19 protein-coding genes and 1 riboswitch are annotated in these 17,009 nt (G+C 44.1%); of the genes, 7 read left to right on the forward strand and 12 right to left on the reverse strand.

Going from position 1 to position 17,009, the window contains the following annotated elements:
- Nucleotides 1-51 precede the first annotated feature (51 nt).
- Nucleotides 52-1,185, reverse strand: coding sequence for a hypothetical protein (locus DMO16_RS10010; RefSeq protein WP_129477183.1), 1,134 nt, complete (start codon nucleotides 1,183-1,185; stop codon nucleotides 52-54).
- 404 nt (nucleotides 1,186-1,589) lie between these two features.
- Here DMO16_RS10010 and DMO16_RS10015 point away from each other — a divergent pair, with 404 nt between their 5' ends.
- Complete coding sequence (locus DMO16_RS10015) at nucleotides 1,590-2,960, forward strand: DUF2254 domain-containing protein (protein WP_129477185.1); 1,371 nt, start codon at nucleotides 1,590-1,592, stop codon at nucleotides 2,958-2,960.
- 73 nt (nucleotides 2,961-3,033) lie between these two features.
- On the opposite strand, the gene DMO16_RS10020 is transcribed toward DMO16_RS10015, so the two are convergent.
- Entirely contained in the window at nucleotides 3,034-3,960 is a 927-nt protein-coding gene (locus tag DMO16_RS10020) for a S66 peptidase family protein (RefSeq protein ID WP_061967820.1), read from the reverse strand.
- A gap of 195 nt (nucleotides 3,961-4,155) precedes the next feature.
- Here DMO16_RS10020 and DMO16_RS24240 point away from each other — a divergent pair, with 195 nt between their 5' ends.
- Nucleotides 4,156-4,326, forward strand: a complete 171-nt coding sequence (locus DMO16_RS24240) for a hypothetical protein (RefSeq protein ID WP_164988894.1) — start codon at nucleotides 4,156-4,158, stop codon at nucleotides 4,324-4,326.
- 9 nt (nucleotides 4,327-4,335) lie between these two features.
- On the opposite strand, the gene DMO16_RS10025 is transcribed toward DMO16_RS24240, so the two are convergent.
- From DMO16_RS10025 to DMO16_RS10060, 8 genes are all read right to left on the reverse strand, one after another.
- Nucleotides 4,336-4,662, reverse strand: coding sequence for a DUF2325 domain-containing protein (locus DMO16_RS10025; RefSeq protein WP_061967818.1), 327 nt, complete (start codon nucleotides 4,660-4,662; stop codon nucleotides 4,336-4,338).
- A 330-nt stretch (nucleotides 4,663-4,992) separates the two neighbouring features.
- A complete protein-coding gene (ssuD, locus tag DMO16_RS10030) occupies nucleotides 4,993-6,132 on the reverse strand; it encodes an FMNH2-dependent alkanesulfonate monooxygenase (RefSeq protein WP_129477188.1) in 1,140 nt (379 codons plus the stop codon).
- Nucleotides 6,129-6,716: an NADPH-dependent FMN reductase gene (gene ssuE / locus DMO16_RS10035; protein WP_129477190.1), complete on the reverse strand. Its 588-nt coding sequence runs from the start codon at nucleotides 6,714-6,716 to the stop codon at nucleotides 6,129-6,131. Before ssuE ends, ssuD begins: the two co-directional genes overlap by 4 nt.
- Nucleotides 6,716-7,087 (reverse strand): hypothetical protein, encoded by a 372-nt coding sequence (locus tag DMO16_RS10040; protein WP_129477192.1) that lies wholly within the window; start codon nucleotides 7,085-7,087, stop codon nucleotides 6,716-6,718. The genes ssuE and DMO16_RS10040 overlap by 1 nt, the downstream gene beginning before the upstream one ends.
- A 27-nt stretch (nucleotides 7,088-7,114) precedes the next feature.
- Nucleotides 7,115-8,119, reverse strand: a complete 1,005-nt coding sequence (locus DMO16_RS10045; RefSeq protein WP_129477194.1) for an aliphatic sulfonate ABC transporter substrate-binding protein — start codon at nucleotides 8,117-8,119, stop codon at nucleotides 7,115-7,117.
- Between the two features lie 32 nt (nucleotides 8,120-8,151).
- Nucleotides 8,152-9,486: an LLM class flavin-dependent oxidoreductase gene (locus DMO16_RS10050; RefSeq protein WP_129477196.1), complete on the reverse strand. Its 1,335-nt coding sequence runs from the start codon at nucleotides 9,484-9,486 to the stop codon at nucleotides 8,152-8,154.
- A gap of 30 nt (nucleotides 9,487-9,516) precedes the next feature.
- A complete protein-coding gene (locus DMO16_RS10055; RefSeq protein WP_061967804.1) occupies nucleotides 9,517-10,368 on the reverse strand; it encodes an ABC transporter permease in 852 nt (283 codons plus the stop codon).
- A gap of 19 nt (nucleotides 10,369-10,387) precedes the next feature.
- Nucleotides 10,388-11,158, reverse strand: coding sequence for an ABC transporter ATP-binding protein (locus tag DMO16_RS10060; protein WP_129477198.1), 771 nt, complete (start codon nucleotides 11,156-11,158; stop codon nucleotides 10,388-10,390).
- A 193-nt stretch (nucleotides 11,159-11,351) separates the two neighbouring features.
- Nucleotides 11,352-11,464: riboswitch (SAM riboswitch) on the reverse strand.
- Between the two features lie 208 nt (nucleotides 11,465-11,672).
- Between DMO16_RS10060 and DMO16_RS10065 the strand changes: the two genes are divergently transcribed.
- The 3 genes from DMO16_RS10065 (at nucleotide 11,673) to DMO16_RS10075 (ending at nucleotide 13,257) form a co-directional block, all read left to right on the forward strand.
- The gene (locus DMO16_RS10065; protein ID WP_129477200.1) at nucleotides 11,673-12,545 is read left to right on the forward strand and encodes a VanW family protein; all 873 of its coding nucleotides are present in this window, start codon (nucleotides 11,673-11,675) and stop codon (nucleotides 12,543-12,545) included.
- A gap of 121 nt (nucleotides 12,546-12,666) precedes the next feature.
- Nucleotides 12,667-12,945 (forward strand): hypothetical protein, encoded by a 279-nt coding sequence (locus tag DMO16_RS10070; RefSeq protein WP_129477202.1) that lies wholly within the window; start codon nucleotides 12,667-12,669, stop codon nucleotides 12,943-12,945.
- A 129-nt stretch (nucleotides 12,946-13,074) separates the two neighbouring features.
- Nucleotides 13,075-13,257: a hypothetical protein gene (locus tag DMO16_RS10075; protein WP_129477204.1), complete on the forward strand. Its 183-nt coding sequence runs from the start codon at nucleotides 13,075-13,077 to the stop codon at nucleotides 13,255-13,257.
- Nucleotides 13,258-13,292: 35 nt separating this feature from the next.
- Here DMO16_RS10075 and DMO16_RS10080 read toward each other — a convergent pair whose 3' ends face one another.
- Nucleotides 13,293-14,006 carry a GNAT family N-acetyltransferase gene (locus DMO16_RS10080; protein WP_061967793.1) on the reverse strand — a complete coding sequence of 238 codons (714 nt, stop codon included), beginning with the start codon at nucleotides 14,004-14,006 and terminating at the stop codon, nucleotides 13,293-13,295.
- Nucleotides 14,003-14,893 (reverse strand): alpha/beta fold hydrolase, encoded by an 891-nt coding sequence (locus DMO16_RS10085; protein ID WP_241840524.1) that lies wholly within the window; start codon nucleotides 14,891-14,893, stop codon nucleotides 14,003-14,005. The genes DMO16_RS10080 and DMO16_RS10085 overlap by 4 nt, the downstream gene beginning before the upstream one ends.
- Nucleotides 14,894-15,029: 136 nt before the next feature.
- On the opposite strand from DMO16_RS10085, the gene DMO16_RS10090 reads away from it, so the two are divergent.
- Both DMO16_RS10090 and DMO16_RS10095 read left to right on the forward strand, forming a co-directional pair.
- Nucleotides 15,030-16,289, forward strand: coding sequence for an MFS transporter (locus DMO16_RS10090; protein WP_164988895.1), 1,260 nt, complete (start codon nucleotides 15,030-15,032; stop codon nucleotides 16,287-16,289).
- Nucleotides 16,290-16,352: 63 nt separating this feature from the next.
- On the forward strand, nucleotides 16,353-17,006 hold the full coding sequence (locus DMO16_RS10095) for an ArsR/SmtB family transcription factor (RefSeq protein WP_241840526.1): 654 nt from the start codon (nucleotides 16,353-16,355) through the stop codon (nucleotides 17,004-17,006).
- Nucleotides 17,007-17,009: the final 3 nt, after the last annotated feature.

The raw sequence follows: 17,009 nt of genomic DNA on the forward strand, positions 1-17,009 counted from the left end.
AAATTAAAGAAAAAAGAAGTATCCGGAAAATGGATACTTCTTTTTTGATCCTTAAATTAATTTGCTGGCGTTAATGGCTTCCCTGTATCCTGACCGTGTAAAGTGATAACGATCATCCAGATAACCCTCACGCTGAAGGGAACTCAGTGTTTCTTCGGGAATAGTAGCTGCCAATTCATCAAGCTTATCATTGATTTCTCCCAACGAAGAATCGCTGACAAATTCGGGAGTCAGGAGGCGTACAATACCTTCGATTCGTGAATCCCGTTTTTGGAAGAGCTGCGGTGTACGGTTGATGGCCTGAGAAATCCGGTTCGTGAACTGAATCAATTCCTGCTTCAGATTGGTAGCCTGTTTTTCTTTTTCCTGAAGCTGTTCCTGATAGAACTTTCTTTCCTCTTCATTCAGATTGGCCCTCGTGTACAGCTGCTGATAAATCTGGGTCTTGTCCATCTCGATTTGTTTCAATTCTTCTTCTTTCAACATCTGTGTTTTCATATCTTCTTCACTTGGCTCATAATACGTCCAGTCATTGACCGAATCTTCTTGCTCAGTGCGATTGACCGCTGAATCTTCTTTTACTTCCTCGGCATCCGGTTCATTTGTTTCGAATAATGGTTCAGGTTCCGCTACAGGCTGAGCGTCTGCTTTTTCAATGGATTCAAGAGTTTCCTTCTCGGCATCCGAAGCGTCGCCTTCCGGGTTGTGAAGGGCTTCCTGTCTTTCTTCTGCTTGCTCCGCCTGAACCTCCACCGATTGTTTATTATCCGTGGGAGGATCTTCAGCTTCATCGTCTTTTTGTGGAAGTTGTTCTCCTTCTTCCAGAAAAACAGTTTCTACAGCCGGTTCTTCCTCGTTTTTGTTTACAATACCTTCAGGAAGAGCTGCCACTGCTGGTTCTTCCATTCGTTCCGTATCAGTCGTACGTTCTTCAAGCTTCCGGACAAGATCGTTGAATTTTTTATAGTACATAACGGAAATGGTTAACGCAAAAAGTGAAGCAAACAGAGAGATAAAGTCTGAGAAGCGGAAAACGAAAGGCGAGGTTGCAATCTTATAAAAAAGTAAAAGTGCAAAAGCTCCGATTACAATAACCTTCAACCAGCTCTCCCGGTTCTGAATTTGATCACTCTTTTTGGAAGCTTCACCGCTTCCCCCAAGAAAAGATGATAACTTTTTATTCATAGTCTAGTCCTTTCTAAACGTGTGTTGTTTGTAAGAAATAGCAAAATGTACACCTTGAGATGTGCTCCTACATACATAAATATCGATTGCTTCCCTTTCTTTCTAGGGGTTTACCCTTTTGCAGAGAGGGGCCAATTAAACCTCCTTTCCCTTCTCTTCTTCTTTCAAGCTAACTCATTAAAAATAAAATAATGTTTTCTTGTACCCTCTATTTTACCCTTTAATAGCCATCTTGCCAAAATACCAAGTGTGCATTACATAAATTGGGAGTGTAAAAACTATCAATAAAGGTAAAAGTGTACTAGGGTTCAATAGCTGCTATACATAACGAAAGACATAGTTTTTTCGTTTCCGTATCGATTACAAAAGAAAACCGGGACATTTATCCCATAGGAGTGTGTTGAATGGCAAGATTCAGGTTACTTGATAAATACTTAAGAAGATACACCCAGCTTTCAGAGAGGGAATTGTCACACCAGCTCCAGACGAACCTATGGTTCACACCCGTTTTGTATATCGTCTTCTCGTTTGTATTGCTCGCCCTTTCCTACACGGCAGATTATAAATTTCAAACTGGCGAAAGAATGTGGGACATTTTCGCAGTAGATTATGATCTTACGCAAGCACTCGTCAGTACACTAACTGCAGCAACCCTGACATTGACTACATTTACCTTCAACTTGATTCTTGTCGTATTTACAACCTTTTCCGGCCAATTTTCACCGAGGATATTAAAAAACTTTATAGCGAGCAAAGCGACACAGCGGATCCTGGGAATATTCACGGGCAGCTTTTTCTACATGCTGTTTTCCTTTCTGGTTTTAAACAAACACTTTGCTCATCACTTTTTCACCGTCCCGCTGGTGGCGGTTCTACTCGCCTCCTTGTCCATGGGAACGTTTATCTTTTTCATCAATCATGCAGTAGCCTGGCTTCAGGTGAACAAAATGACATACGAAATGAAAAAAGAATCCATGTCCATCGTGAAGGGGTCGCTTCAGAATGAGATTGATCCTTATAAGGTAAAAGATACAGCGCCACTTAAGGAATATGTTGAACGGCTGACAAAACGGGAAGGAAAGCAGATCTCATCTAACAGATCCGGTTATATACAGTTGATTGACTTTGTTGAAATCATGGAAGAAGCAAAAAAAGATGACATCATCATCAAACTGGAATATACCATTGGAGATTATGTTTTTAGCTCCACCCCCATTCTTTCATACTGGTCGAAAGAAGATGCGGAGATTGACATACCCAAATATTTGGCACTTTTCAGCTTTGGAAAACGGCAGACGGAAGTGCAGGACATGGAGTTTAGCATTAATAAACTGGTTGAGGTTGCCATCCGTTCTGTAGGAAATTATGACCCAAAGACTGCCTCTAATGCCATCAATCAACTTGGAGAACTGCTATCCTACATTTCCTGTGTAGGTAATCTGAATCCTTATCTGGTGGATGTGGACGGACACTTGCGCGTCATTCTTCAAGAAAAAGATTTTAGCTATTATCTGTATAACGGCCTTGGATACATCCGTCATTATTCCGAGGATAACGTGATTGTCGGAATCCAAATTTTAAGTGTGCTTGATTTGATTGCTAAATCAGCCAATCCAAGAGATTATGATGCGATATGGGAATTTGCAGTTTATACGACTAAAGGGTATGAAAAGGATTTTCTATTTGGACTTGATTGCGAAAAATTTAACAACCTCCTTTATGAAATCGCCAAATCAACCGGGCATGAAAAAGATTTTCGACATATGGGACCTTAAGGAATGGCTCCCAAAACTAAAAACCAACCGCTGATACCGTTGATTTTAACGGTTTTTACGATTGGTTTTTTCTTTACGCATTGCCAACTGAAGGCTCAAGAATGGTAAACCGGTTGTTCACCGTATCCAGATTGGCTCTGGCACCAATCGGAATCGCTGCTTTATAGTAACCATGGGCCGTTGTTACATTAGTCATGAGAGGCTTTCCAAGGGGAATCATGACCTCTCGGATTAACTGCTCATAGGTGACTCCATAAGCAGGTTCACATGAGGTGCATTCCCCCATCACAATTCCCGCACAATCTGCAAATTTACCGGCGATTTTAAGGTGGTTCAAATACCGGTAAACGGTATTGATCGGCTCATGAGTTTCTTCAATGATTAGAATCTTCCCTGTTGTATCAATCTCAAAGGGTGTTCCCAAATTATCAACAAACGAAGTCAGATTGCCCCCAACCACCTCTCCGGTCACATTTCCGCGCACTCGGCTGATTTGAGGGATACCAGGGGGATTTATAATCTGCCGGGGAGATTGAAAGGTGGAGGTTGCCAAAAAAAACTGATTATAATTATATGGCGGAGTTTCCAGATTAAAGTCGAGGAGCAACAGGCTTTGGAAAGAAATCAAATCCGCGTACTGGTACAGAACATTAAGCAGGATCGTGATATCGCTGTATCCAGATACAATCTTGGGATTTTGACGAATGACATTAAAGTTCAAATACGGAAGGATCCCCGCTACTCCCACCCCTCCACGTGTAGGGAGAATCATTTTCACGTTTTTATTGGAAAACATCGCCATCAAATCAGCAGCTCGCTGCTGGTCGGTTCCTGCCAAAAAGCCCGTGCTCGTATACACGTTTTTGCCAAGCACTGTATTGAATCCAAGGCCCCGAAGGGTTTTTATGCCTTCATTTATTCTTGCAGGCTCCAACGGGCTTCCAAGCGTCACAATTCCGATGGTGTCCCCTCTTTGCAGAATTGGTGGTCTGACAGCCATATACATCCTCCCCATCCCCAAAGTTTCCCATCGAGATGCATCATTGATGTATATGTAATATAAACTAATATTATCCCCTTATGACAAATCTTTCAAATCAATACTAAAAGGGGAATAAAGAGGGTATGTAGAAATAATACATAGACCCATTATTAGTTTACGGACTGAATTATAAAATAGAAAGGGGAAAATTCAATGAAAGAGTATAAAATTATCGAAACCAGCGGACGCTGGACGTTCAGTCTTGATACACTGCCGGACAGCAATGCGCCTTTATCCTGGGAAGAAGCAGAGCGTATCAAAGAACAGCTGGAAGAATGTGTCCCCTTCCAGCTTGAGATTGTGAAAATAGATTCAACTGACTAACAGCCTGCCTTATTGGCAGGCTATTTTTATTCTAGTCTTTTTTTTATGTTTAAGAAGATCGGCTTTCTCGAGAGACTGATGGATCGAACACCATGCTCGTTTCGAATAGCATACCGGAATTGCTTGCTTATTCGCTTTTTTCTTGATGGCCGTCGAAAATTCATGATTAATATAGTCCGTCAGTACCAACACAAGATCCACATGGCTTGGTATTTCCTTTTGTGACATTCTTGCCTTTCTCCCGCTTACATGTATAATTTCCTCTACACCTTCGTGCTCGAGCCTCTTTTTTATTTTGCCAAGATGATCTCCGCCTACAATCAATAATGCTGACATCAAAACCTACTCCCTTCTTCATTCCCATTCATGTATTGGTTTGGACAGGGTGCCTTCGGTTTTCCAATGGGCAGTTTACGTTATTGTTTATCTCTTATCGGTTTACTCGGATTTATTTTTGAATAAAAACCTCTTCCTACAGCTTTTTGCGAATAGGAAGAGGTTGTGATACCTCAGAAGACAGAAAATTTAAACGATTAAAAATAATATATAGAAATAGACCTTCCAAGTCAATATTAATTAAAAAACGTTGTGATGTTTATGTAAGCAGCAAAAACTCATAAAGAATATGTGTTTTTGTCTGAGTTCTGTTTCTGCTTATCTAACTTGTCATTCTGCTTTGCTTTTTAACGGCAAATAAGTGTTGGCGACAAATTCTCCTACCGGGTGAGCAGCGGTGTTTTCTTGTTGTGCTCCATGGTTGAGAGGCAATCTGGGAAACAGCAGTTCCGCTACCCGATAGGCTTCTTCCAAATGAGGGTATCCGGAAAAAATGAAATGATCGATGCCAAGGGACTGGTATTCTTTCATTCGTTCGGCAACAGTATCCGGATCACCGACAAGGGCGGTACCTGCTCCTCCCCGAACCAGACCGATTCCGGCCCAGAGATTGGGGCTAATCTCCAGAGATTCAATTTTTCCGTTATGAAGCGATGCCATTCGCTTTTGCCCTACGGAATCATATCTTGAAAATATTTTTTGCGAGGCGGCAATCGTTTCCTCATCCACATATTGAATCAATGAGTCTGCAGCTGCCCAGGCTTCTTCCACAGTTTCTCTTACAATGACATGAAGACGGATTCCGAAGCTGACAGTCCTGCCCTGAGCTGCTGCGAGTTTTCTGACTCTCTCAACCTTCTCTTTCACCTGCTCAGGAGGCTCGCCCCATGTCAGATAGACATCAATATGCTTAGCCGCTACTTCCAGCGCTGCATCCGATGAACCGCCAAAATAAAGCGGGGGATATGGTTTTTGCTGCGAAGGCAGTAACACCTTGGCTCCTTTAATTTTCAGATGTTCCCCCTCAAAGTCGACCTTTTCACCAGCCAGCTCTTTTCTCCAGACCTCCAGAAACTCATCGGTCAGCCGGTAGCGGTCGCTATGGGACAAATGGAGCCCGTCGCCCGCAAGCTCCACCGGATCACCGCCTGTCACCACGTTGATCAATAGTCTGCCATTTGATAATCTGTCAAACGTAGAAGTCATCCGGGCTGCCAATGAAGGAGAAATCAATCCTGGTCTTACAGCCACCAGAAACTTCATTTTATCTGTTGCCTGTATTAATGAAGAGGCGGTGATCCAGGCATCTTCGCATGAATGTCCGGTAGGAAGAAGCGCCCCCTTAAATCCCAGGCCATCCACTGCTTGCGCAATCTGGCGGAGATAGGAAAGCGTAATCGGCCTCCCTCCCTTTGATGTTCCTAAATACCTGCTGTCTCCATGTGTGGGCAAAAACCAGTAAACGTTCATGCACCTGTCCCCCTGCCTTTAGCGGAATCGAGTTCCAATTCTCTAATATAGATGTCTTTCTTGACCTCATCAATCAGCTCATTCAGTGACACAAAGAGCCGGTTTTCGATTTCGGGATCAAATCTGACATCTGACCCAATGTTGTGTTGCAGCTGCTGATCAATTAAATAGACACCGTTTAATATGTTTCTTGCACCGATTGCATACAGAACCGGTTTAAGCGCATAATCAATGCTGAGCAAATGGGCAGCCGACCCGCCGGTGGCGATAGGCAGCACGCTTTTGCCGGTAAGAATGTCACGCGGCAGCAAATCCAAAAGGGATTTGAGAACTCCGGAATAGGCGGCCTTATAAACCGGTGTTCCGATAATCACCGCTTTTGCCTGCTTTACACTCTTTTCAATTGCCTTAAGGGCCGGGCTGTTAAAGTTCCCCAGCACCAGATCCTCCGGAGGAATATCCAGCACTGAATAGGATTCAGTTTCCAGGCCTGCTTTTTGCGCCAGCTCACTTAAATGGTGAAGGACAATTCCCGTCCTTGACGTTACCGATGGACTTCCTGAAATCGTAACAATATCAGCCATTACAACTCCTCCTTTTTTTTCAATGGTTTTAGTGAAGCATTTCTTTTCCTGTTGATAAAAAAGGTTTGCAGCGCTCTGGCAAGCCCTCCTGTGCCAAATGTCAGATGCGAACGTTTGCCTTCGGTATACCTGCTTTGGACATCATTTAAAAATTCCAGTATATACAGCCTCCTGTAGAGGATATTGCGGATTCCCTGCTTTGAAAAGTAGTCCTCTATCGTGTTATACAGCCCTTTATTCACACCGTACCGTTCTCTGCAGACCCCGCTGAACTCCAGGTCGGTCAAATTGACAAGATACAGCTGTTCTTTGGTAGCTGACGCTAAAAAATTTTGTGGTTTATGCCATTCTTTTAATGATGCTTCACCCATTTTTATCCCTCCGATACCTGTTGTGGGTTATTTATTCTCTAACGCTTTTTCAATAAACTTGTTTTCAATGACTTTTGAAGTATCAAGCTTTGTCTTTATCCCTCCTGCTTTATAAAGGAAATCTGCCTGTTCCTGATGGGCTTTCGCAAACTCCGGAGTTGTTGGAGAAAGGATTAAGTTCGACCGCTTTAAAACGGTACTGACGATCTTGGGGTCAAGTTTTTCCTTTTTGGCAATATCGGAAGATACTTTGTCCGGATGATCAATAAATTGCTTCATAACTCTCTCATAGGTTTTCAAAAACAACACCGTTAAGTCCGGGTGGTCTTTCGTAAATTGGGTTCTGGCAACAAGAAAGCTCGGCGCATTAATATTCAGGTCCTCTCCGTCAGCCAGGGATTTTGCACCCGTTTGAAAAATGGCTGTTGTGGCATAAGGTTCCCAAGTGGACCAGGCATCGACTGAACCATTATCAAGCGCGGGTCGTGCTTCATCGGGCTGCAGCTGAACAACTTTAATATCTTTGTCGGACAGTCCCGCCTGGTCGAGTGCCATATAAAGGAAATTATAGGCGCTGCTTCCTTTCGCGACGGCTATCTTCTTGCCTTTTAAATCCTTTAGCTCTTTGATTTTGCTTTCTTTAGGAATGATGATCGAATTTCCCTTTTTTCCATCCGTGGTTACGGCGATCGCTTTAAAATCCACATTGCCCGACTGTCCGGCGATCAATGGGGTTCCACCTGTGGCACCAAAGTCCAGCCGTCCGGAAGCCAGTGCTTCAAAGTGCGGCGGTCCGCTCGCGAACTCGCTCCATTTGACTTTCACACCCTCTTTTTCAAAGGCTTTCTCAAAGGCTTTGGTGTCCCTTGCATAAGGCAGTACCCCCGTACTGCCCTGCACACCGATATTAACCGTTACATCCCCTTTTTGTTCGGCGTTCGTTTTTTTCTCACTGCTGCATCCTGAAAGCACAATCATCATCGTTAAAAGCGCCATAAGTGCTGCTGCTATCGTTTTCTTTTTGAGTTTCATTCTTTTTTCTCCTCTCCCTATCCCACTTTTTGTCATGCATGTGCCGAAAGATTGATCGTATCTGTATCCGGCCGTTTCAGCCCGAGGTGTTCCCTTAAGAGTGTTCCGGCGTATTCTTTTCGAAACAAACCTCTTTCCTGAAGGATCGGAATGACATAGGTGATAAAGTCATCAAGCCCTTCTCTCATTAATTGCGGCATAATATTAAATCCGTCTGCTGCTTTGTTTTCGAACCATTTCTCCAATAGATCGGCGACTTGGGTTGGTGTGCCCGCAATGGTGTAGTGGCCCCTTCCACCAGCCAGACGAAGCAGAAGCTGTTTGATCGAAAGATTTTCACGAAGTGCGAGCTCCTGAATCAGCTTTGTTCTGCTTTGATGCCCATCCGTTGCAGGAAGCGGAGGCAGCGGTCCATCCAGCGGATAGGCTGATAGATCCACGCCGACTCGGTTTGACAGTTGATGAAGACTGAACTCTGTATTGGTATAATGATGAAGCTGTGCTTCTTTTTCTCTGGCTTCTTCTTCTGTTTTTCCTATGATCGGGCATATTCCCGGCAGGACCTTGACCGATTCAGGCGACCGTCCAAATGCAGTGGCACGGGCTTTTATTTCCTGATAAAAGCGCTGTGCATCCTCCAATGTTTGCTGGGCTGTGAACACTGCCTCGGCATACTGTCCTGCAAAATCAATCCCATCGGCTGAAGATCCTGCCTGGACAAGGACCGGCCTTCCTTGTGGCGAACGAGGGATATTCAGCGGGCCCCGAACGGCGAAAAATTTCCCCTTATGGTGGATTTCATGAACTTTTTGATCATCCGCAAAAATTCCTGCTTCCTGATCTGCAATTATTGCGTCATCCTCCCAGCTGTCCCATAACTTGCTTGTGACTTCCAGAAACTCACGGGCCTTTTCATATCGGAGACCATGGGAAGGAATCTTTTTGAAATGGAAATTCTGGGCTTCTCCATCTGTTCCAGAGGTGATGATATTCCATCCCGCCCTGCCATTGCTTATATGATCGAGTGAAGCAAATCGTCTGGCCACGTTATAAGGTTCATTAAAGCTGGTTGAAACCGTGGCGATTAATCCAATGTTTTCTGTTACAGCGGCGAGGGCAGACAGCAGTGTAAGCGGTTCGATGCCTCCCTGCAGACCGTATTTAGCACCTTGTCGTGATACGGCATATCGATCTGCCAGAAATAATGAATCGAACTTGGCTTCCTCTGCTTTTTTAGCAAATTTTACATAATGGGAAAGCTTTAGGTTATTGCCTGTTTCTGAACCGGGATGTCTCCAGGAAGCCTCATGATGTCCCATTCCCGTCAGGAATAAATTAAGATGCAGCTGTCTTTTTGTTTGAACCATGTTAAAGCACCTCCATCACTATTTTTCAAATCATCCGATAAAGCTGTCACGCCATTTCAGAAGTCTCTTCTCGAAATATCTCACCAATGAATCCGATGCTTTGCCAAATACAGCGAAAATAATAATCCCTACAAAAACAATGGACGTCTGGGAAAACTGGCGCGCATCCATGATCAAGTAGCCGATCCCTTCACTGGAACCCATAAGCTCAGCCGCTACCAATGCCAGCCAGGCGGCTCCTAATGACAGCCTCAGGCCAAGAAGAATGTTTGGCAAGGCGGCTGGCAGGATAAGCGTTGTAATCTGCTTCCATTTACTGAACTCGAGCACTTTTGCAACATCAAACAGTTTTGAATCCACTCCGCGAATTCCAAGAAACGCGTTAACATACAAAGGGAAAAAGGCAGCTTTTGAAATGAGAAGGATTTTGGATAATTCGCCAAAGCCAAACCAAAGGATAAACAATGGGATCACCGCCAAGGAGGGGATGGTTCTGATCATCTGCAGCGTGGGATCCAATGTTAGTTCGGTTTTGCTTGAAAAACCTACAGCCAGCCCTGCAAGAAGTCCCAGCCCGCCGCCAAGCAAGAATCCCAGAATCGCCCGGAAAAGACTGATTTTAAAGTGAGCGTATAATTCGCCCGAAACGATTAAATCTTTAAATGCCACCAGGATTTCGCTGGGCCTTGGAAGCAATGTAGCCGAAATCAATCCATAGGCACCAGCAGCTTCCCAAATCAGAACGACAAGAACAGGAAGTGCAAGCCCCCGCATCCAATTGAACAAAGGTAACTTTTTACGATTTCTTTTACCAGTCGTTTCCTTTACCGATGGGGGGTGTTCAACACCTGATCGCGTTAATACTCCAGTTTGATTGCTCATTTTTTCATCTCCTTTTAAATCAAATCGCTGCTGCCTGGTGTTCTTCTACTTTTTCAAATTCACTCAGCACACGCTGGCGGATTTCCTGAAAAGACGCATCAGTTTTCTTTCTCGGATATGGAAGGTCAACCGGAATCACTTCCCGGATGGTCCCCGGCCTCGGATTCATGATGACAACCCTGGTGGCCAGGTAGATCGCTTCGTCAATATCATGGGTTACAAAAAGCATGATCGTACGGTTGTTCTGCCAAATATCGAGCAGGACCTCTTGCATATGAGAGCGGGTAAATGCATCAAGCGCTCCGAACGGTTCATCTAGCAGCAGCACCTTCGGATTTCGAAGAAGGGCTCTTGCAATGGCTACCCGCTGTGCCATCCCGCCGGAGAGCTCTTTTGGATAGGCGTTTTCAAACCCTTTCAAACGGACCAGTTCGATGAGCTGTTTTACGCTTTCCTTTGTCTCCTTGTTCTTAACTGGCAAATTGGCGGCTATATTTTTCTCAGCGGTGAGCCAGGGAAACAGCCGCGGTTCCTGAAAAATAAATCCTTTTTCAATGCTCGGTCCAGTCACTTTCCGGTTATCCAGCAAAACTGAACCTTCATGGGCCGTATCCAGCCCAGCCACGATTTTTAAAAGGGTGCTTTTCCCGCACCCGCTCGGCCCGATTACCGTAATAAATTCCCCTTTCTCCACATCAAGCTGGATTTTTTCCAGCGCTTTAACCTTGCCATTGACGGTTTCAAAGCTTTTTTCAACCTCATTGACCTGTAATAATGCCACTCGCCCCATCCTCCTCTTTTAAATAAAGCTGTTCAAAATAAAAACAACCGGAGCCATTTTAATAAACAAAATGGTCTCCGGTTGTCCGGTCGACTTTATTAGAGAATCTGTACAGTAGTTCAAATTCCCTTTATAGAAAAAACATAAAAAAACTCCTTCCAACGTGCCAGAAGGACGTAAAGAAGAAGTACGGTTCATGCTTCTCTTATCATCCAAGCTTGCGGCTTGTTGGATTTGGCACAGTTCTCTTCAATTGAAAAGAGTCCGCTGCCGAGGTTTCATAGGGCCAATTCCCTCCACCTCTCTTAATAAGATAGAGTATGTAGTTTTTGATAAAAGGGAATCCTTATCGGATTACTTGTAATTAAAACAGGTATGCATTTGAATGTCAACAACTTTCTGAAAAAACAGATTAAAACTTTTTAAAATGATAATTTTCCTACTTTCAATTTCTTCCTTCTGTTTATCTCTTACATAAATAAAAGTTGCCCTTATCATACTAATTGGTGGGAGGTTTTCGACTATGTTACTTTCTTGGTTAACGGGTATGCTTCTGCTTGTGCAGCCGGTTCCTGTCAACACGCCGGACAGCATCTCACTCGTTCAGCAAGGCCAGACAATCGCCATCATACAGCGCAAGGATTTCACGGTGCCGCTTCCTGGGACCCCTGTTCTTGATACCGAAAAGCTTAAGGTCTTTACGGACAAGCTGGAAGGACAGGTGTACCGGCCGCCTATCAATGCACGGATCAATGATACTGGTGGAATATCTTCTGGGCAAAATGGTTCGAAGCTTTATCGGGAGGCGTTCAAGGAAAAATTTTATGCAAAGTTCTTTAGTAAAGGACCCTCAAAGATAGAAATTCCAAGCCTGACGGTCCATCCACGAGTGGATAGTGAGCTGCTCGGAAACATAAGAACCAATCACCTCGGCCAGTATGTGACCTACTTTAACCGCTCCAATACCTCACGGATTCATAATATTTCATTGGCCGCCAACGCCATTGATAATCATGTTGTTTTTCCCGGGGAAACCTTTTCTTTTAATAGGGTTGTTGGAAACCGAACAAAGGAAAAAGGGTATATGCGTGCACCGGTGATTATCCGGGGCGAACTGTCGGAAGGAGTAGGCGGCGGCATCTGCCAGGTTTCTTCTACCCTTTTTAATGCTGTGGACCGTGCCGGACTCCACATTGTTCAACGGTATTCCCATACCCGCAGAGTTCCCTATGTTCCTAAAGGACGGGATGCAACGGTAAGCTGGTACGGTCCTGACTTCCGTTTTCAGAACCGTTATAATCAGCCCATCCTGATCCGTGCAAAAGCATACGGTGGAAGCATTATGGTCATCGTTTCCTCTTCCGATGTGATCAATCTTCCTCAGAAAAAAAGGTGAATACTCCCTCTCTCCATTAATTGTGTCAACATTGTTAACCATTGCACAAACCCGTTCCAAATTGAAGGTAAGGATGATAGAATAAATGAGGATTTGATCATCAATTGGAGAGAGTGATGACATGAAAAGTCTTCCATTTTTCTATATGCTGTTTCTAATCAACGGATTGCTTCTTGCTGGCGGATTGGTCAGCCCGGCGTACATGGCTGTTGCCCGGTGGAGCATGATTTTCTTTAATATTACGGCAGTAGCAGCCCTTATTTACTTTAAAGAGCATGGCAATGGTGCAAGATGGAGCAAAGTATCCTCCCGCGGCCGCATGCTTTGGTGGGGCGCATTTATGTTCAATATTATTTCGGCTGCCAATGAAGTTCTTCATTCGGCACTATTCCAAGGTTAATAAATGTGCAAAAGCCCGGCAGCTGTTCTGCCGGGCTTTTTTCATATGGATGAAATAACATGTTTGCTATGAACCATTTTAGGAAAAAAGTTAAAACATGTAACATGATAAGGGAGATGGCAGCTTTGTTTGGCTTTACAGAAAGGCATCTTCGAGGCGAATCTTTTCTTTTACCAATTCACGTACTTCTCGTTTTATTATGTATTCTTTTCTCTGATGCCGATGGAACAGTCAATCGGTTGTCCAAGCGATGGCCTTGCTGCCCTGAACACAATCAAAGGTATCCAGTTAAAAAGCCACCCTGCCGATTAACATACAGCAGCCCAACTTTTATGGAGGGCTGTTTTTTAAAAATATTTATAATAGCTTTCCGTATAGGCATGTATGTGACAGCCGTTTTTTTCAAACACGCGTTGCATTTTTTCATTGTTGAGATGAGTGCTTCCGATATAATATTCTGCACCCATTTCTTTTAGGCATCCCAGCACCTGCCTGTGCAGTGTGCTTCCTGTTCCTTTTGACCGGGCACTGGGAAAGACCCCAAAGTAAAACAACCGCCCTTCATTTGTTGTACCCGGTTCAATATGGGGAATGGCGATTCCGATTGGCTGATGGTCTTTATAAAAAATCCTGCAGGAATATTTCCATCCGCTGCCAAGCTCCTGCTTAACTGACTGAAGATGCTGCTCCATCGACAAGGTTGATGCTGCATTATCCGATCCCTGCCTGCACATTCTCCACACCTCCATAAACGCCTTCTCTGTCGTCCCCCTGTCCTCAAGCGTTCTCCAGGTGTAGGGATGAAAGCTTTCCATTTCTTTCAAGTCCCGATATACATTCACTTTGGATGCATAATGCTCAAAACCCGAAGAAATCAAGTAATCGGAGCAAGATTCATAATGGTCTCGGTTACGGTGAAGCGTTACGCCTACTCTTTTGACTTTCCCTTTTTCAGCTTTTCGGATGATGGTTGAGATGCCCTTTTTCCACTCGTTAATGTCCAACATCCCTTCTGTCGGTTCAATAAGAATATATTCAGGGGTTCCGTCAATCACTTTCATCTGTCTTCCCCCACTGTCATATGTTGATAGAACTTGTTGATCACGTTTTGGAAGGCTTTTTTCTCCTCCAAAAAAGGATAATGATTGCTGTTATCAAAAGCAGCCAGCTGCACATCGGGAATAAGTTCCGCCATTTCTTCAGAAAAACCGATCGGACACTGAACATCGTGCTGTCCGCATGCGATAAGCGTTCGGGTACTGATTTTATGCAGCTGCCTTGTTACATCAAAAAGGAGAATCTCCCTTGAGAAAAACTCCATCCGGCGCGCGGCCATGGATTTATGGACTTCCCCTGCAAAATACTCATCATGTCTTCCAGGCTCATGTAGTGATAATTTTGCCCGTTCCCTGGATATATCGTTTCTTTCTTCCGCAGATAGATTTGTTTTTAACTGCTCGATTAGCGACTGCATGTTTTCAAATTTCGGATGGTCTGGATGATAAATGCAAAAAGGGGAGGAGGACGCATACTCTCTTGCTGCAGCACTGGCTATGATCAAGGATTCAAGGGATTTGGAATGTCGTATCCCATACACGAGTCCTAGCATTCCTCCTGTAGAATGTCCGGCAAAATGCCATGTCGGATACCCGAGTTCGTCTCTTACAGCTTCAAGATCAAGCACCGTTTCGCTCATGCTTAGCTGATGCGGTTCGTGCGCCTTTTCAGACCTTCCCGCTTCTCTTAAGTTAATCAAAAACACCTGATGCGACTCTGTGAACATGTCCGCAAAACGGTCTCCCGTTTCATTGAATTCCGAATAAAGATGGGACACACAAAGCGGCGCGCCCCTCCCCTTACTGAACACTTCAAATACGCCCCGCTCTGTGGGGACCATGATTGTTTTCCAGTTCTTCATTTGCTTTCCCTCTGTTCTCTGATATTTCATTACAAAAGCAACTTCTCTGTTCCCTCACTGAATTCCTTTCTAAATTTTGTCGAACGATTTTCCTTCACTAAAATGTTTTTTACCATTAAAATAAATTTTAACGAAAAATGTTATTTTGATTGGAAGGAGAATTATGATGGGGACCAGTTTGGCACATGAACCAAAGACGGTAAGAAAACAAAAATTTGGAGGCCTTCTCTCCAACCGGCAATTTTTATTTTTATGGATAGCCAGTATATTTACAGGGTTGTCCTTCTCGATCTATTTAATCTCAGAAACATGGTTTGTTCTTCAAGCACTAAAATCTCCTTCCAAGCTTGGGATTATTATGATGCTAACCACCATACCCCGCGTTTTGCTCATGTCGGTTGGAGGAGTAATGGCTGACAGATTAAAACGTTCTCACGTGATTATGATCACAAATTCAACCAGGGGACTTTTGGTCCTTGGATTGGCCCTGCTCATCCTGAACAGCAGTATGAACCTCTATCTCCTTGGTGTTTTTGCTCTTCTTTTTGGAGTTCTCGACGCTTTTTTCTGGCCGGCTAACCAGTCTATGCTTCCCACCCTTGTAAAAAAAGAACAGATCGTCCGTGCCAACTCTCTCGTGCAAACGACCAATCAGCTTTCATTATTGACTGGGCCGGTCATTGCAGGTTTTATGATTAAGTTCGGCTCGTTTTTCGGTGTCTTTGTTTGTACTTCTGTTTTACTTTTCTGCAGCAGCATTCTAATCGGACAAATCGGTTATCCTGATCATCCATCAACTGACAATAAGCAGAAAGAACCGGTGTTCCGGCAGCTTAAGGAAGGAATTGTTTACGTCAAGACGGCACCCTACCTGCTGCTCACCATGGCCACCTCCATTTTCGTTAATTTGCTTCTTGTCGGGCCTCTGAATATCGGTCTTCCTTTGATGGTGGATCAGCATTTGAAAGGGGATGTTCTGTCTCTCAGCTATTTGGAAAGCTCGCTCGCTCTTGGAATGGTCGCTGGTGCCTTTCTTACCGGGATCTTGAATATCAAAAGAAAACGGCCGATCATCAGCCTTTCACTGATTGCCGTCCTTTCTTTCTTAAATATCTTTCTGAGCCAGATGACCGCCCTTTGGCATGGAATTATTCTTTTGTCACTTGCCGGCGTCTGCTTGTCCATTTCCAATATTATTGCTCCTTCTCTGGTTCAGGAAATGACAGAGAAACGGATGATGGGAAGAGTTCAGAGTTTGATGTCAACTGCCTCCATGGGATTTATACCGCTTTCCTTTGCCCTTGTTTCTGCTCTGCTCTCTAGCGGACTTCCAATCGACATGATTATTTTGTACTCAAGCATTGCCCTTACCGTGTTTGTCCTCACTGTTCTTTGGAGAAGCAAAACCATCCGCACCATCGATTAATCACGTACATCCTTTAAATTGTGGTATTCTTTTTAGTAACACAATGTTTAGGTGGGATACAACGTGGCACAATGGAAAACACAGTCAATCGATTTAATGAAAATTTTTTCGGATCCAAGACGCCTGAGAATCCTTCATCTCGCTTCCGAACAGCCGATTACCGTTAAACAGCTGGCTGCTGAGTTGAACGAACATCCTTCAAGGCTTTATTACCATGTAAAAAAGCTTGAGGATGCCGAGCTTTTGGAAGTGGCTGAAACAAAGCAACTGGGGAATCTGGTAGAAAAATATTATCAAACTATCAATATGAATGATGTATTATACCGTGGAGATCTGCAGGCCCAGGCTGAACAGCCTGAAGTCGCTCTTTCACTTACGTACCGGCTCATCGAACCGGCATTGAAGTTATATGAAAAATCGCTCGCCAAGCTGAGGGAAGAAAAGAAACATGGCGTAGTACGCAATGAAATGCCGTATCATGTTACCATCAATTCCTCCAGTGACCGCATGACCACCAAAGAGTGGCGTGAATCCTTTCCTGTCATCATGAAAGCACTTGGTAAAAAGGATAAAAAAGACTATGACTGGCCGGAACGCTCTTATTCTTCTGAAGAAGAAGCGAACAAAGTTGGTACCTATCAGTACGTTTTGCTCAGTTACCGGATTGAGGATGCAGAAGAACTTGGAATTGTAACGGAAAACGAGGAAGAGAAATGAACT

Source organism: Fictibacillus sp. S7 (assembly GCF_004127935.1).
GTDB lineage: Bacteria > Bacillota > Bacilli > Bacillales > Fictibacillaceae > Fictibacillus_C > Fictibacillus_C enclensis.

What these genes read in the sequence shown, in the direction of transcription:
- DMO16_RS10010 (WP_129477183.1), bottom strand. Translation starts at nt 1,185, where the DNA reads ATGAATAAAAAGTTATCATCTTTTCTTGGGGGAAGCGGTGAAGCTTCC.
- DMO16_RS10015 (WP_129477185.1), top strand. Translation starts at nt 1,590, where the DNA reads ATGGCAAGATTCAGGTTACTTGATAAATACTTAAGAAGATACACCCAG.
- DMO16_RS10020 (WP_061967820.1), bottom strand. Translation starts at nt 3,960, where the DNA reads ATGGCTGTCAGACCACCAATTCTGCAAAGAGGGGACACCATCGGAATT.
- DMO16_RS24240 (WP_164988894.1), top strand. Translation starts at nt 4,156, where the DNA reads ATGAAAGAGTATAAAATTATCGAAACCAGCGGACGCTGGACGTTCAGT.
- DMO16_RS10025 (WP_061967818.1), bottom strand. Translation starts at nt 4,662, where the DNA reads ATGTCAGCATTATTGATTGTAGGCGGAGATCATCTTGGCAAAATAAAA.
- ssuD (WP_129477188.1), bottom strand. Translation starts at nt 6,132, where the DNA reads ATGAACGTTTACTGGTTTTTGCCCACACATGGAGACAGCAGGTATTTA.
- ssuE (WP_129477190.1), bottom strand. Translation starts at nt 6,716, where the DNA reads ATGGCTGATATTGTTACGATTTCAGGAAGTCCATCGGTAACGTCAAGG.
- DMO16_RS10040 (WP_129477192.1), bottom strand. Translation starts at nt 7,087, where the DNA reads ATGGGTGAAGCATCATTAAAAGAATGGCATAAACCACAAAATTTTTTA.
- DMO16_RS10045 (WP_129477194.1), bottom strand. Translation starts at nt 8,119, where the DNA reads ATGAAACTCAAAAAGAAAACGATAGCAGCAGCACTTATGGCGCTTTTA.
- DMO16_RS10050 (WP_129477196.1), bottom strand. Translation starts at nt 9,486, where the DNA reads ATGGTTCAAACAAAAAGACAGCTGCATCTTAATTTATTCCTGACGGGA.
- DMO16_RS10055 (WP_061967804.1), bottom strand. Translation starts at nt 10,368, where the DNA reads ATGAGCAATCAAACTGGAGTATTAACGCGATCAGGTGTTGAACACCCC.
- DMO16_RS10060 (WP_129477198.1), bottom strand. Translation starts at nt 11,158, where the DNA reads ATGGGGCGAGTGGCATTATTACAGGTCAATGAGGTTGAAAAAAGCTTT.
- DMO16_RS10065 (WP_129477200.1), top strand. Translation starts at nt 11,673, where the DNA reads ATGTTACTTTCTTGGTTAACGGGTATGCTTCTGCTTGTGCAGCCGGTT.
- DMO16_RS10070 (WP_129477202.1), top strand. Translation starts at nt 12,667, where the DNA reads ATGAAAAGTCTTCCATTTTTCTATATGCTGTTTCTAATCAACGGATTG.
- DMO16_RS10080 (WP_061967793.1), bottom strand. Translation starts at nt 14,006, where the DNA reads ATGAAAGTGATTGACGGAACCCCTGAATATATTCTTATTGAACCGACA.
- DMO16_RS10085 (WP_241840524.1), bottom strand. Translation starts at nt 14,893, where the DNA reads ATGAAATATCAGAGAACAGAGGGAAAGCAAATGAAGAACTGGAAAACA.
- DMO16_RS10090 (WP_164988895.1), top strand. Translation starts at nt 15,030, where the DNA reads ATGGGGACCAGTTTGGCACATGAACCAAAGACGGTAAGAAAACAAAAA.